This is a genomic window from Streptomyces sp. NBC_00207 (assembly GCF_045160965.1).
Classification (GTDB): domain Bacteria; phylum Actinomycetota; class Actinomycetes; order Streptomycetales; family Streptomycetaceae; genus Streptomyces.
In genome coordinates this window covers 6,640,001-6,655,009 of record NZ_CP130715.1, presented here as the reverse complement: position 1 = coordinate 6,655,009, position 15,009 = coordinate 6,640,001, and the positions used below count along the sequence as shown (strand labels likewise).

General features: G+C 68.7%; 5 protein-coding genes, 1 tRNA gene and 2 rRNA genes (1 of these 8 running past the window's edge). 2 read left to right on the top strand and 6 right to left on the bottom strand.

Annotated features, from left to right (window positions below):
• Positions 1–161: 161 nt before the first annotated feature.
• The 3 genes from OG472_RS31475 to OG472_RS31465 form a co-directional block, all read right to left on the bottom strand.
• On the bottom strand, positions 162–2,972 hold the full coding sequence (locus OG472_RS31475) for a DNA translocase FtsK (protein WP_405832225.1): 2,811 nt from the start codon (positions 2,970–2,972) through the stop codon (positions 162–164).
• A 115-nt stretch (positions 2,973–3,087) separates the two neighbouring features.
• Positions 3,088–3,771 (bottom strand): response regulator, encoded by a 684-nt coding sequence (locus OG472_RS31470; RefSeq protein ID WP_362240119.1) that lies wholly within the window; start codon positions 3,769–3,771, stop codon positions 3,088–3,090.
• Between the two features lie 273 nt (positions 3,772–4,044).
• Entirely contained in the window at positions 4,045–9,579 is a 5,535-nt protein-coding gene (locus OG472_RS31465; RefSeq protein WP_405832223.1) for a HAMP domain-containing protein, read from the bottom strand.
• Positions 9,580–9,745: 166 nt separating this feature from the next.
• Here OG472_RS31465 and OG472_RS31460 point away from each other — a divergent pair, with 166 nt between their 5' ends.
• Both OG472_RS31460 and OG472_RS31455 read left to right on the top strand, forming a co-directional pair.
• Positions 9,746–12,331 (top strand): SpoIIE family protein phosphatase, encoded by a 2,586-nt coding sequence (locus OG472_RS31460; protein WP_383568989.1) that lies wholly within the window; start codon positions 9,746–9,748, stop codon positions 12,329–12,331.
• A 48-nt stretch (positions 12,332–12,379) separates the two neighbouring features.
• Positions 12,380–12,850: a hypothetical protein gene (locus OG472_RS31455; RefSeq protein ID WP_405832221.1), complete on the top strand. Its 471-nt coding sequence runs from the start codon at positions 12,380–12,382 to the stop codon at positions 12,848–12,850.
• A 43-nt stretch (positions 12,851–12,893) separates the two neighbouring features.
• On the opposite strand, the gene OG472_RS31450 is transcribed toward OG472_RS31455, so the two are convergent.
• From OG472_RS31450 to OG472_RS31440, 3 genes are all read right to left on the bottom strand, one after another.
• Positions 12,894–12,969 (bottom strand) — tRNA-Thr (locus tag OG472_RS31450).
• Positions 12,970–12,974: 5 nt separating this feature from the next.
• Positions 12,975–13,091: ribosomal RNA gene (gene rrf, locus OG472_RS31445) — 5S ribosomal RNA — on the bottom strand.
• A 76-nt stretch (positions 13,092–13,167) separates the two neighbouring features.
• A 23S ribosomal RNA gene (locus OG472_RS31440) occupies positions 13,168–15,009 on the bottom strand (it continues 1,282 nt past the right edge of the window).

Sequence of the window (15,009 nt, the reverse complement as noted above, 5' to 3'; positions counted from 1 at the left end):
AGGGTGGAGCAACCGGAGGGTGCACTTCATACGCCATATGAATGGCGAAGGGAGGCCCGCTCCGGCGTGGCGGACCGACGCCGTACGCGAGGTCGTGCGGGGTGCCACTACCTCCCTTCAACTGGACGTGGGCCCAAGGGAAACGGTTGCTCGGGATTTGGTTACGGATGGGCCTCGCCGCGGATGACGGCGAGCTGGTCGTCCAGCTCGTCGGCCTTCAGCAGGACGTCGCGCGCCTTCGAACCCTCGCTCGGGCCCACGATCCCCCGCGACTCCATGAGGTCCATCAGCCGCCCGGCCTTGGCGAAGCCCACCCGCAGCTTGCGCTGGAGCATCGAGGTGGAGCCGAACTGCGTGGTGACCACCAGCTCCGCCGCCTGGCACAGCAGGTCCAGGTCGTCGCCGATGTCCTCGTCGATCTCCTTCTTCTGCTTCTGCCCGACGGTGACGTCGTCCCGGAAGACGGGCGCCATCTGGTCCTTGCAGTGCTGGACGATCCCGGCGATCTCGTCCTCGGTGACGAAGGCCCCCTGGAGGCGGACCGGCTTGTTCGCCCCCATCGGCAGGAACAGCCCGTCGCCCTTGCCGATGAGCTTCTCGGCGCCCGGCTGGTCGAGGATGACCCGACTGTCGGCGAGGGAGGAGGTGGCGAAGGCGAGGCGCGAGGGCACGTTCGCCTTGATCAGGCCGGTGACCACGTCCACCGAGGGCCGCTGGGTGGCGAGCACCAGGTGGATGCCGGCCGCGCGGGCCAGCTGGGTGATCCGGACGATCGAGTCCTCGACGTCGCGCGGGGCCACCATCATCAGGTCGGCCAGCTCGTCGACGATCACGAGCAGGTACGGGTAGGGGCTGAGCTCCCGCTCGCTGCCCGGCGGCAGTTTGATCTTGCCGTCCCGGATGGCCTGGTTGAAGTCGTCGATGTGCCGGTAGCCGAAGGCGGCCAGGTCGTCGTAGCGCAGGTCCATCTCGCGCACGACCCACTGCAGGGCCTCGGCGGCCCGCTTGGGGTTGGTGATGATCGGCGTGATCAGGTGCGGGATGCCCTCGTACGCCGTCAGTTCCACCCGCTTGGGGTCGACGAGCACCATCCGGACGTCGTCCGGGGTCGCCCGGACCATGACGGAGGTGATCAGGCAGTTGATACAGGAGGACTTTCCGGAACCGGTGGCGCCGGCCACGAGCACGTGCGGCATCTTGGCCAGATTGGCCATGACGTAGCCGCCCTCGACATCCTTGCCGAGCGCGACGAGCATCGGGTGGTCGTCCTCGGCCGCGTCCGCCAGGCGCAGTACGTCACCCAGGTTGACCATCTCGCGGTCGGTGTTCGGGATCTCGATGCCGACCGCCGACTTGCCCGGGATCGGGCTGATGATCCGCACGTCCGGCGAGGCCACGGCGTACGCGATGTTCTTGGTCAGCGCGGTGATCCGCTCGACCTTGACCGCGGCGCCCAGCGTGACCTCGTACCGGGTGACCGTCGGCCCCCGGGTGAAGCCGGTGACGTCCGCGTCGACCTTGAACTCGGTGAACACGTTGCGCAGCGAGGCGACCACCGCGTCGTTGGCGGCGCTGCGGGTCTTGCCGGGCCCGCCCTTCTCCAGCAGGTCCAGCGAGGGCAGGGCGTACGTGATGTCCCCGCGCAGCTGGAGCTGCTCGGCGCGCGGCGGCAGCGCCTGGGTCTGCGGCGGGGCCTTGGTCAGGTCGGGCACCGACAGCGTCCCGGAGGCCGCGGCCGTGGTGGCGTGCGGCTGCTCGGCAGGGGTTTCGGGAACGGCGGGGGGCGCGGGAGCGGTCGCGGGAGCGGCGGGTGCCGCGGTGCGCTCCCCGCGGGCGGTCGGCACGGGCGCGGTGGTCTCCGCGCCCTCCCGCCCGACGGTGATGCCGTGGGTGAGGTCGGCGACGAGCGGGGAGGGCGGCAGACCGCCGTACACCACCCCGTCCAGCGCGGCGGCGGCCGCCGCCGCCACGTCGACGGCGTCCATCTCCCGGTCCATGGCCGGCCGGGCGGAGCTCCTGCGCGGCCGGCGCCGCCGGGCGAGCGCCTCCTCCTCGGCGGCGTCCGCCGGGTCGCCGGAGCCGGCGGACGGGCCCGTACGGGCCCGCCACTGCTCCGCGTCGTGACGGTCCCGCCGGTCGGCGGCGCCGCCCTCGGTCTCCCCGTACCCCTCGTCGTACTCGTTCGGGGCGATGATCCCGAGCCGGATGCCGAGCCGGCGCAGCCGCTGCGGGATCGCGTTGACCGGGGTCGCGGTGACCACCAGCAGCCCGAAGATCGTGAGCAGCACCAGCATGGGCACGGCCAGCGGCGCGCCCATGGTGAAGATCAGCGGCTTGGAGGCGCCCCAGCCGACGAGCCCGCCCGCGTTCTGCATCGCGGTGGTGCCCTCGTCCCGGCCGGGCGCCCCGCAGGCGATGTGGACCAGGCCCAGGACCCCGATGACGAGGGCGGAGAGCCCGATGCCGATGCGGCCGTTGGCGTCGGTCTGTTCGGGATGGCGGATGAAACGTACCGCCATGACGCCGAGCAGGATCGGCACGAGCAGGTCCAGCCGTCCGAAGGCACCGGTGACCAGCATGGTCACCAGGTCCCCGACCGGACCGCTCAGATTCGACCAGGTGCCGGCGGCCACGATCAGCGCGAGGGCGAGCAGCAGCAGCGCGATGCCGTCCTTGCGGTGGGCGGGGTCGAGGTTCTTGGCGCCCTGGCCGATCCCGCGGAAGACGGCGCCGACGGCGTGCGCGCAGCCGAGCCACACGGCGCGCACCAGCCGCACCACGCCCCCCGTCGGGGACGGCGCGGGCTTGGCCGCGGCCTTCTTGGCCGGGGCACGCTTGGCGGCCGCGGCCTTCTTGGCGGGGGGCTTGCGCGCGGGAGCCGCCTTCTTGGCCGGCGCCGTCGTACGGCCGGTGCGGCCCTTCGCGGTGCCCGCAGTGCTCTGGGAACCCTTGCCGGACGTACTTGAGGCCATGGGCCCGAGGTTACCGGTGCGCGCGCCGGTGGACACGCGTGCCCACCCCTTCACCCGTTCGTGTCGTCGGCTCCACAGGTGCTTTGACGCACCGCCAGAGCCGACGTCCGAGTGGTCAGTTCTGCGAGGGCAGGACCGGAGCCCCTCCGGCGGTGCCGGGTTCCAGCGCGTCGAGCGCCCGCCGCAGCCCCGTGAGCTTGCGCTCCAGGTGGGCCGCGGTCGCCACCACGCCGGCGTCGGCCGAGTCCTCGCCGAGCTGCTTGGTCAGCGCCTCCGCCTGCTCCTCGACCGCCGCGAGCCGCGCGGAGAGCTCGGCCAGCAGTCCGGCCGTCTCCTTGCTGGCGTCCACGCCGTTCGAGCTGCCGCCCTCCAGCTGGAGCCGCAGCAGGGCCGCCTGCTCACGCAGTTGGCAGTTCTTCGTGTACAGCTCCACGAAGACCGACACCTTGGCCCGCAGCACCCACGGGTCGAAGGGCTTCGAGATGTAGTCGACCGCACCCGCCGCGTAACCGCGGAACGTGTGGTGCGGACCGTGGTTGATCGCTGTGAGGAAGATGATCGGGATGTCCCGGGTCCGCTCGCGCCGCTTGATGTGCGCGGCCGTCTCGAATCCGTCCATCCCCGGCATCTGGACATCCAGCAGGATGACCGCGAAATCGTCCGTCAGCAGCGCCTTGAGCGCTTCCTCTCCAGACGACGCCCGGACCAGTGTCTGATCGAGCGCGGAGAGGATGGCCTCCAGCGCCAGCAGATTCTCCGGCCGGTCGTCGACCAGGAGGATCTTGGCCTTCTGCACCATGCCCTGTCCTCCTCGCCCCGGCATGGGGCCTCCCCGGCTCCTGGCTCCGGCCTGTGCGCCGGGCCCCGCCCCAGAGGACGGCATCCTTGCGCCGTCCGTCCTTGTGCCGGTCATCGTAGCCCCAGTCCCGAGATCGCCACACCCTGTCACCAAGATGTCACTGTGCACGAAGCAGAAACGTGGTGGGAGAGCAGAAGGTTCCCCGTATACCGGGGTCCCACACCGCTCCGGCCACAGTGAGTCAGCAATTGGTACGCAGCGCTCTCCCTGCGATCACTTTCCCCGCATCCACTGCTCCATCACCGACAGAAGGTAGTCGGGGTCGACCGGCTTGGTGACATAGTCGGAAGCACCGGAGTCGATCGCCTTCTCCCGGTCGCCCTTCATCGCCTTTGCCGTCAGCGCGATGATCGGCAGCCCCGCGAACTGCGGCATCCGCCGGATCGCCGAGGTCGTGGCGTATCCGTCCATCTCGGGCATCATGATGTCCATCAGTACGACCGTCACATCGTCGTGCTGTTCGAGGACTTCGATGCCCTCCCGCCCGTTCTCCGCGTACAGCACGGCCAGCCCGTGCTGCTCCAGCACGCTGGTGAGCGCGAAGACGTTGCGTACGTCGTCGTCCACGATGAGCACCTTCTCGCCGTGGAAGTCGTACGTCCGGGGCACCACCGGAAGTTCGTCCTCCGCGCTGCCCCAGCCGTCCTCGGCCGCCACCGCGTTCGGCTGCCCCGGCACCGCAGTACGCGGCTCCAGGTCGCTCAGCGCCTTGCGCCGCCGCCGGAACAGCGCGGCCCCGCCGCCCTGCCCCGGCCCGCCCTGCTCGGCGGCCGAGAGCGCCGGCCGCGCCGGCTGGGGCGGACCCGACGGTACGGAAGCGGGCCCGGCCGGGGCCGCCGGCAGCACCGGCCGCGCCCCGTCCAGGGACCTGCGGTACAGCTCGCCGCGGCCGCCGCCGGGCGTGGGCGGCGCGTACCCCTGCGGAGGCAGCTCGCTCGGGTGCAGCGGCAGGTACAGCGTGAAGGTGGATCCGCGGCCGGGCTCGCTCGCCGCGTGGATCTCCCCGCCCAGCAGCCGGGCGATCTCCCGGCTGATGGACAGGCCCAGTCCGGTGCCGCCGTACTTGCGGCTCGTCGTCCCGTCGGCCTGTTTGAACGCCTCGAAGATCACCAGCATCTTGCTCGCCGCGATCCCGATGCCCGTGTCCGTCACGGAGAACGCGATCAGATCCGCGTCCGCCTCCCGCAGCGAACCGGCCTCCAGCAGCTGCTCGCGGATCGCCGTCGGCACATCGGCCCCGGCCGGCCGGATCACCAGCTCCACCGCCCCGGTGTCGGTGAACTTCACCGCGTTCGACAGCAGGTTGCGCAGCACCTGGAGGAGCCGCTGCTCGTCGGTGTGCAGCGTGGCGGGCAGCTCCGGCGAGACCCGTACCGAGAAGTCCAGGCCCTTCTCCGCCGTCAGCGGCCGGAAGGTGGCCTCCACGTAGTCGACGAGCTGGACCAGCGCGATCCGGGTCGGTGAGACGTCCATCTTCCCGGCCTCGACCTTCGACAGGTCGAGGATGTCGTTGATCAGCTGCAGCAGGTCCGAGCCCGCGCCGTGGATGGTCTCGGCGAACTCCACCTGCTTCGGCGACAGGTTCTCGTCCGCGTTGTCGGCGAGCAGCTTGGCCAGGATCAGCAGCGAGTTGAGCGGCGTGCGCAGCTCGTGCGACATGTTCGCCAGGAACTCCGACTTGTAGCGCATCGACACCGCGAGCTGCTCGGCGCGCTCCTCCAGGACCTGCCGGGCCTCCTCGATCTCGGTGTTCTTCACCTCGATGTCCCGGTTCTGCTGGGCCAGCAGCTCGGCCTTCTCCTCCAGCTCCGCGTTGGCGGCCTGCAGGGCCTTCTGCCGGTTCTCCAGCTCGTCCGAGCGCTCGCGCAGCTGCTCGGTCATCTCCTGCGACTGCTTCAGCAGCATCTCCGTCTTGGAGTTGACGCTGATGGTGTTGACGCTCGTACCGATCATCTCGGCGATCTGGCTGAGGAAATCCTTCTGGATCTGCGTGAACGGCGTGAACGAGGCCAGCTCGATGACGCCGAGCACCTTCCCCTCGAAGAGCACCGGCAGCACGATCACATGCGCCGGCGGCGCCTCGCCCAGTCCCGAGGAGATCTTCAGGTAGCCGGGCGGGGTGTTCTCGACGAGGATCGTCCGCTTCTCCTCCGCGACGGTCCCGATCAGCCCCTCCCCCGGCCGGAAGGCGGTGGGCATCTGGCCGCCCGCGTAGGCGTAACTCCCGCGCATCCGCAGCTCGTACGAGCCGTCCGCGCCCCCGTCCGTCCCGATCTCGGTGGTACCGCCGGTCGGCAGCGCCAGGAAGAAGGCGCCGTGCTGCGCGGAGACCACCGGCGTGAGCTCGCTCATGATCAGCGAGGCCACGTCGTCGAGCTCCCGGCGGCCCTGCATCAGGGCGGAGATCCGGGCGAGGTTGCCCTTGAGCCAGTCCTGCTCCTTGTTGGCCAAGGTGGTGTCGCGCAGGTTGACGATCATCGTGTTGATGTTGTCCTGGAGGACCTGGATCTCGCCCGCCGCGTCCACGTCGACCTTCAGGCTCAGGTCGCCCCGGGTCACCGCCGTGGCCACGGCCGCGATCGCGCGCACCTGCCGGGTGAGGTTCCCGGCCATCTCGTTCACGGACTCCGTCAGGTCCCGCCAGGTGCCGTCGACGTCCCGGACCCGGGCCTGACCGCCCAGGATGCCCTCGGTGCCCACCTCGCGGGCCACCCGCGTCACCTGGTCCGCGAAGGAGGACAGCTGGTCGACCATCGTGTTGATGGTGGTCTTGAGCTCCAGGATCTCGCCCCGGGCATCGATGTCGATCTTCTTGGTCATGTCGCCCTTGGCGATGGCGGTCGTGACCATGGCGATCTGCCGCACCTGGCCGGTGAGGTTGGAGGCCATGAAGTTCACCGAATCGGTGAGGTCCTTCCACGTCCCCGAGACCCCGGGCACGTGTGCCTGGCCGCCCAGGCGTCCCTCCGTACCGACCTCGCGGGCCACGCGCGTGACCTCGTCGGCGAAGGAGGACAGGGTCTTCACCATCGTGTTGACCGTGTCGGCGAGCTGCGCGACCTCGCCGCGCGCCTCGACCGTGACCTTCTTCGTCAGGTCGCCGTTGGCGACCGCCGCCGAGACCTGGGAGATGTTGCGCACCTGCGAGGTCAGGTTGTTGGCCATCAGGTTGACGTTGTCGGTCAGGTCCTTCCAGATGCCCGTGACCCCGCGCACCCGGGCCTGACCGCCCAGGATGCCCTCGGAGCCCACCTCGCGGGCCACCCGCGTCACCTGCTCCGCGAACGAGGACAGCTGGTCCACCATCGTGTTGACGGTGGTGACGAGTTCGAGGATCTCGCCCTTCGCGTCGACGGTGATCTTCTTGGAGAGGTCGCCCATGGCCACGGCCGTGGTCACCTCGGCGATGTTGCGCACCTGCGACGTCAGGTTGTTCGCCATGAAGTTGACGGACTGCGTGAGGTCCTTCCAGGTGCCGGAGACACCCTTGACCTCCGCCTGACCGCCGAGGATGCCCTCGGTGCCCACCTCACGGGCCACCCGCGTCACCTGCTCGGCGAAGTTCGAGAGCTGGTCGACCATCGTGTTGAGGGTGTTCTTCAGCTCCAGGATCTCGCCCCGGGCGTCCACGTCGATCTTCTGCGACAGGTCGCCCCGCGCCACCGCCGTGGCCACCTGCGCGATGTTGCGCACCTGCGAGGTCAGGTTCCCGGCCATGCCGTTCACCGAGTCCGTCAGGTCACGCCATACGCCGGCCACCCCGGGCACCTGCGCCTGGCCGCCGAGCCGGCCCTCCGTGCCCACGTCCCGGGCCACCCGGGTCACCTGCTCCGCGAAGGCGGAGAGCTGGTCGACCATCGTGTTGATGGTGTTCTTCAGCTCCAGGATCTCGCCCCGGGCGTCCACGTCGATCTTCTGCGACAGGTCGCCCCGCGCCACCGCCGTCGTCACCTGCGCGATCTGGCGCACCTGCGAGGTCAGGTTCCCGGCCATGAAGTTGACGGAGTCGGTGAGCTCCTTCCAGGTGCCGGACACCCCCTCCACCCGGGCCTGGCCGCCGAGCCTGCCCTCCGTACCCACGTCCCGCGCCATCCGCGTCACCTGGTCGGCGAAGGAGGACAGCTGGTCCACCATGGTGTTCACGGTGTTCTTCAGCTGGAGCATCTCGCCGGAGACGTCGACCGTGACCTTCTGCGACAGATCGCCGTTGGCCACCGCCGTCGTCACCTGCGCGATGTTGCGCACCTGCCCGGTGAGGTTGCGGAAGGCGGTGTTCACCGAATCGGTGAGGTCCTTCCAGGTCCCCGCGGCACCCGGCACCTGCGCCTGACCGCCCAGCTCGCCCTCGACACCGACCTCACGGGCCACACGCGTCACTTCGGCACCGAAGGACTGGAGCTGGTCCACCATCGTGTTGACGGTGTTCTTCAACTCCAGCATCTCGCCGGCCACGTCGACGGTGACCTTCTGCGACAGATCGCCGTTGGCCACCGCGGTGGTCACCTGCGCGATGTCCCGCACCTGCGTGGTGAGGTTGCGGAAGACCGTGTTCACCGAATCGGTGAGGTCCTTCCACGTCCCCGCGGCACCCGGCACCTGCGCCTGGCCGCCCAGCAGACCCTTGGCGCCGACCTCGCTGGCCACGCGCGTGACCTCGTCCGCGAAGGTCCGCAGGGTCTCCGTCATCTGATTGATCGTTTCGGCCAGCTGCGCCACCTCGCCGCGCGCGCTGACCCGCACCTTCTGCGACAGGTCGCCGTTCGCGACCGCCGTCGTCACCTGCGCGATCCCGCGCACCTGGGCCGTCAGGTTCCCGGCCATGGTGTTGACGGAGTCCGTCAGGTCCTTCCACACACCCGCGACCCCGGGCACCTTCGCCTGGCCGCCCAGCTCGCCCTCCGTACCCACCTCGCGGGCGACGCGGGTCACCTCGGAGGAGAAGGACGACAGCTGGTCCACCATCGTGTTCACGGTGTTCTTCAGCTGGAGCATCTCGCCGGCCACGTGCACCGTGACCTTGCGCGACAGATCGCCCTTCGCGACGGCCGTCGTGACGAGAGCGATATCACGCACCTGAGCGGTGAGCCGGTACGCCATGGTGTTGACGGAGTCGGTCAGGTCCTTCCAGGACCCGGACATTCCGCGCACCTGGGCCTGGCCTCCGAGCTTGCCCTCGGTGCCCACCTCCAGCGCCACGCGCGTCACCTCGTCGGTGAACGCGGACAGCTGGTCGACCAGGTTGTTCACCGTGCGCCCGACCTTCAGGAACTCGCCGCGCAGCGGATGCCCCACCCCGTCGGCGGCCTGCGTCCGCAGGTCCATCCGCTGGTCCAGATCACCCTCGGCCACCGCCGACAGCACCCGGCCCACCTCGGACACCGGCCGGGCCAGGTCGTCCACCAACTGGTTCGAGGCGTCGATCGCGGCCGCCCAGGAACCCTCGCAGGCACCCGTTTCCAGCCGTTCGCTCAGCTTGCCCTCGCGGCCCACCATCCGCCGCACCCGGGACAGCTCACCGGTCAGGTGGAGGTTGCGGTCGGCGACCTCGTTGTAGACGGCGGCGATCTCCGCCATCACGCCCTCGCCGGACACGGTCAGCCGCTTGCGGAAGTTCCCGTCCCGCATCGACACCAGGGCCGTGAGCAGCCTGTTCAGAGCGGCGGTATCGACCTCCGTCGTGCCACTGCGCCGGGGACGTCCGCCCTTCGGCCGCGTTCCCGTACGCCGCACCGCTGCGCCAGACTCCACCGTGTCCCTCCCGAAAGGGTCGACCGCTGTTCCGCCGGGCTACGAGTGCTGCTGCCCGGCTCTTCAAGCCTGCCCAGTGTTTCACCCTGGCCGAACCCGGCCATAACACTTCGGCACCATCGCACACCCGCCGTACCCTGCGGGTGGATTCCCGGACGACGGCACCATGCCGACCGTGAAGGTAAGTAACCTGGCAACCGATGTCCAACCGCGTCGAAGGAGATTCGTGATCACGGCACGGGCGGCTGCCAGCTTCGACCCCCTCGGGCGCTCGGTCGCCGCCGCTCGCGCGTTCGTCCGCGACACCCTGCAGGGCTGGGGTTTCGCGGACATCGTCGACGACGCGGTGGTGCTCACCAGCGAGCTCGTCACCAATGCCGTGGTCCACGCCGGAACCCGGGCCGAGGTCCTGTGCCTGCGCGCCGAGGGCGGCGTACGCGTCGAGGTCGCCGACCGGTACCCGGAGCGCGAGCTCCCGCTCCGGCACCCCGACGAGCGCCCGTACGCCGACCCCGACCGCGAGAACGGCCGCGGCCTCATGCTCTGCGCCGCCCTCGCCACCCGCTGGGGCGTCGAGTACACGGCCACGCACAAGCACGTGTGGTTCCGCCTCGACCTGCCAGACCGGCCGGTCGGTACCCGCTCCGCCGGCCCGGTCGTCCCCGACCGCATGCTCCCCCTCGCCGACAGCCGGGTCCGCGTCGCCGTCCTCCAGATCGACGCCTCCGACGCCATTTCCGCCTGGAACGAGGACGCCGAGCACATCTTCGGCTACCCCGCCGGGAAGGCCCTCGGGCGCCCCCTCGCCGAACTCGCCGCCTGGCCGCAGACCCCCGGCACCGGAACCGGCATCGCCGAGGCCCTGCGCCTGTCCCGCTGGGAGGGCAGCTACGGAGTCCGCGGCTCGGACGGCCGCGTCATCCCCGTCTACGCCTCCCACCTGCGCGTCCGCGACGCCCACGGCGAGCCGTCCACCGTCTGCCTCCTCGTCCACGACGACGAGCGCGCCCTGCTCCAGACCCCCGTAAGGGTCCCGGCCACCGACAGCGGCCACTTCACCGAGCCGCGCCCCGCGGACCCCTTCGAGGTCTTCATCGGCTCCCCCGCCCCCGACGACCTCGACGGGCTCCTCCAGCGCACCGTCGAACGGGCCCGGGACCTCCTCGACGCCGACGCCGCCTTCCTGCTGCTCGCCACCGACGACGAGACCGAGCTGGAGGTCCGCGCCACCACGGGCCTGCCCTCCACCCGCCAGCGCTTCGCCCGCGTCCCCGTGGAGGCCGGCACCAACCGCTACGGCTCCGCCCGCATGCCCGCCGTCCACGACGACCTCACCGCGGTCCCCGGAGCCGTCCCGCTGCTGGAGGCCACCGGCATGCGCTCCGCGGTCACCGTCCCCCTCAAGGTGGAGGGCCGGCTCACCGGCTCCCTCGGCGTCGCCGCCGAAACCCCCGGCCGCTACTCCAACGAAGAGGCGCTCCACCTCCAGTTCGCGGCCGACCGCATCGCCCTCGCCGTGGAATCGGCCCGCCTGGGCGAACTGGAACGGCTGCGCCGCGGCTCCCTCTCCTTCCTCGTCGAGGCCTCCGACCTGCTGGCCGGCACCCTCGACCGGGACCAGACCCTGGCGCTCATGGCCCAGATGACCGTCCCGACCCTCGCCACCTGGTGCGCCGTCTACACCATCGCCGACCAGTCCTCCGATCCATACCTCTCCTATGTCCTCCACGAGGACGAGGAGCGCATCGACGGCCTCAAGGCCCTGCTCTCCCGGGTCAGCCCGCCCGAGCCGGTCCGCGAGGCCGGCGCCCGCCCGTGGTCCGAGGCGACCCTCGCGGTCGGCGGGGAGACGGTGGTCCTGCCCCTCCTCGCCCGCAACCGAGTGATCGGCATGCTCACGCTCGGCAAGCCGCGCGAGGAGCACTTCCGCCAGGAGATCCTCGAACTCGCCGAGGACCTCTCCCGCCGGGCCGCCCTCGCCCTCGACAACGCCCGCCTCTACTCCGAGCGCACCGCGATCAGCCGCTCCCTCCAGCGCAGCCTGCTGCCGCCCGGCTCGCCCGCCATCCCCGGCATGGAGGTCGAGGTCATCTACCGCGCCGCCGGCGAGGGCAACGAGGTGGGCGGCGACTTCTACGACGTCTTCCCGATCCGCGACGGCGCGTACGGCTTCGCCATCGGCGACGTCTGCGGTACGGGTCCCGAGGCGGCCGCCGTCACCGGCCTCGCCCGGCACGCACTGCGCCTGCTGGCCCGCGAGGGCCTCGGCGGCCCGGCCGTCCTGGAACGTCTCAACGCGGCCATCCTCGACGAGGGCGCCCGCAGCCGCTTCCTCACCCTCCTCTACGGAGAGCTCCACCCCCAGCCCGACGGCGGCGCCCTCATGAAGGTCGTCTGCGCGGGCCACCCGCTCCCCCTCCGCCTGCGCCCGAACGGCCAGGTCGACGCGGCCGCGGACCCGCAGCCCCTGCTGGGCGTGATCGAGGACCTGGACCTGTACGAGCAGACCCTCACCCTCGATCCCGGCGATGTCCTGCTCTGCGTCACCGACGGCGTGACCGAGCGCCGCGAGGGAACCCGCATGCTCGGCGACGACGGCCTCGCAGAGGTCCTCACCACCTGTACGGGCCTCACCGCGGGCGCGGTCGCCTCCCGCGTGCTGCGCGCGGTGGAACGCTTCGCGGCCGAGCCGGCCTCGGACGACATGGCCATCCTGGCCTTCCGCGTCCCGGAACAGCGCGAAGGCGAGTAGCCGCCCGCCCATGGCGAGAGGGCCTCGGCGTGTGGTCAACTCGCGGCCGTGGACACAGTCTTCGCCAGCCTGGTGGCCGTCGCCGGCACCTTGATCGGCTCATTCAGCACGTACCTGTTCCAGCGACGCACCACCGAGCGCACGGAAGCCCGGGCCCGGGAGGAACGCATCCGCCAGGAACGCCTGGCCGCGTACAGCGGTTACGCGGGCGCCGTCACGGACCTCAAACGCGCCAAGATCACCCTGTGGTTCCGCCGCCGCCTCGACCCCCGTGACGAGGAAAGGCTGCTCGAGGCCCAGCTGGAGAGCGACCGTCACGGCGCCGCCGCCGAAACCGCCGCCTTCCGCCTCAGGCTCGTCGCGGACGATCCGAGCCTGCGCCCTCTCATGGAGGCGATATCCGCCAAGCTGGGAGAGATCAACCGTGCGGACGACCGCCAGGGGCTCATAGCCATCGAGAGGCAGTTCGAAGAAGCGGTCGGCGCCTTCCTGGACGCGGCCGCCTCACGGTTGCCCTGAAAAACAAAAAAGGCCCCCGCCACAAGGCGGGGGCCTTTCTTCTTGGAGCCCTTTAACGGAATCGAACCGTTGACCTTCTCCTTACCATGGAGACGCTCTACCGACTGAGCTAAAAGGGCGGGTTGTTCGGCGGCGTCCTACTCTCCCACAGGGTCCCCCCTGCAGTACCATCGGCGCTGAAAGGCTTAGCTTCCGGGTTCGGAATGTAACCGGGCGTTTCCCTAACGCTATGACCACCGAAACACTATGAAATTTGAACGCTGGCATGAACACAGCTGTTCGTTATTTCAGAACTAACACAGTGGACGCGAGCAACTGAGGACAAGCCCTCGGCCTATTAGTACCAGTCAGCTTCACCCGTTACCGGGCTTCCACATCTGGCCTATCAACCCAGTCGTCTACTGGGAGCCTTACCCTCTCAAGGAGGTGGGAATACTCATCTTGAAGCAGGCTTCCCGCTTAGATGCTTTCAGCGGTTATCCCTCCCGAACGTAGCCAACCAGCCATGCCCTTGGCAGGACAACTGGCACACCAGAGGTTCGTCCGTCCCGGTCCTCTCGTACTAGGGACAGCCCTTCTCAATATTCCTACGCGCACAGCGGATAGGGACCGAACTGTCTCACGACGTTCTAAACCCAGCTCGCGTACCGCTTTAATGGGCGAACAGCCCAACCCTTGGGACCGACTCCAGCCCCAGGATGCGACGAGCCGACATCGAGGTGCCAAACCATCCCGTCGATATGGACTCTTGGGGAAGATCAGCCTGTTATCCCCGGGGTACCTTTTATCCGTTGAGCGACGGCGCTTCCACAAGCCACCGCCGGATCACTAGTCCCGACTTTCGTCCCTGCTCGACCCGTCGGTCTCACAGTCAAGCTCCCTTGTGCACTTACACTCAACACCTGATTGCCAACCAGGCTGAGGGAACCTTTGGGCGCCTCCGTTACCCTTTGGGAGGCAACCGCCCCAGTTAAACTACCCATCAGACACTGTCCCTGATCCGGATCACGGACCGAGGTTAGACATCCAGCACGACCAGAGTGGTATTTCAACGATGACTCCACCCCAACTGGCGTTGGGGTTTCACAGTCTCCCACCTATCCTACACAAGCCGAACCGAACACCAATATCAAACTGTAGTAAAGGTCCCGGGGTCTTTCCGTCCTGCTGCGCGAAACGAGCATCTTTACTCGTAGTGCAATTTCACCGGGCCTATGGTTGAGACAGTCGAGAAGTCGTTACGCCATTCGTGCAGGTCGGAACTTACCCGACAAGGAATTTCGCTACCTTAGGATGGTTATAGTTACCACCGCCGTTTACTGGCGCTTAAGTTCTCAGCTTCGCACGCCCGAAAGCGCACTAACCGGTCCCCTTAACGTTCCAGCACCGGGCAGGCGTCAGTCCGTATACATCGCCTTACGGCTTCGCACGGACCTGTGTTTTTAGTAAACAGTCGCTTCTCGCTGGTCTCTGCGGCCATCCCCAGCTCAGGAAGCAAGTTCCTTCACCAGTGATGGCCCCCCTTCTCCCGAAGTTACGGGGGCATTTTGCCGAGTTCCTTAACCATAGTTCACCCGAACGCCTCGGTATTCTCTACCTGACCACCTGAGTCGGTTTAGGGTACGGGCCGCCATGAAACTCGCTAGAGGCTTTTCTCGACAGCATAGGATCATCCACTTCACCACAATCGGCTCGGCATCAGGTCTCAGCCTTATATGAGGGACGGATTTGCCTACCCCTCGGCCTACACCCTTACCCCGGGACAACCACCGCCCGGGCTGGACTACCTTCCTGCGTCACCCCATCGCTTACCTACTACAAGTCTGGTTCGTCGGCTCCACCACTTTCCTTTCCCCGAAGGGTCCGGAACGGCTTCACGGACTTAGCATCGCCTGATTCGATATTGGGCGTTTCAAAGCGGGTACCGGAATATCAACCGGTTGTCCATCGACTACGCCTGTCGGCCTCGCCTTAGGTCCCGACTTACCCTGGGCAGATCAGCTTGACCCAGGAACCCTTAGTCAATCGGCGCACACGTTTCTCACGTGTGTATCGCTACTCATGCCTGCATTCTCACTCGTGAACCGTCCACAACTAGCTTCCGCTGCTGCTTCACCCGGCACACGACGCTCCCCTACCCATCACAGCGGGCGTTGGCC

Excerpts from the sequence above, each read along its gene's own strand:
- OG472_RS31475 (WP_405832225.1), bottom strand. The coding sequence starts at position 2,972 with ATGGCCTCAAGTACGTCCGGCAAGGGTTCCCAGAGCACTGCGGGCACC.
- OG472_RS31470 (WP_362240119.1), bottom strand. The coding sequence starts at position 3,771 with ATGGTGCAGAAGGCCAAGATCCTCCTGGTCGACGACCGGCCGGAGAAT.
- OG472_RS31460 (WP_383568989.1), top strand. The coding sequence starts at position 9,746 with ATGCCGACCGTGAAGGTAAGTAACCTGGCAACCGATGTCCAACCGCGT.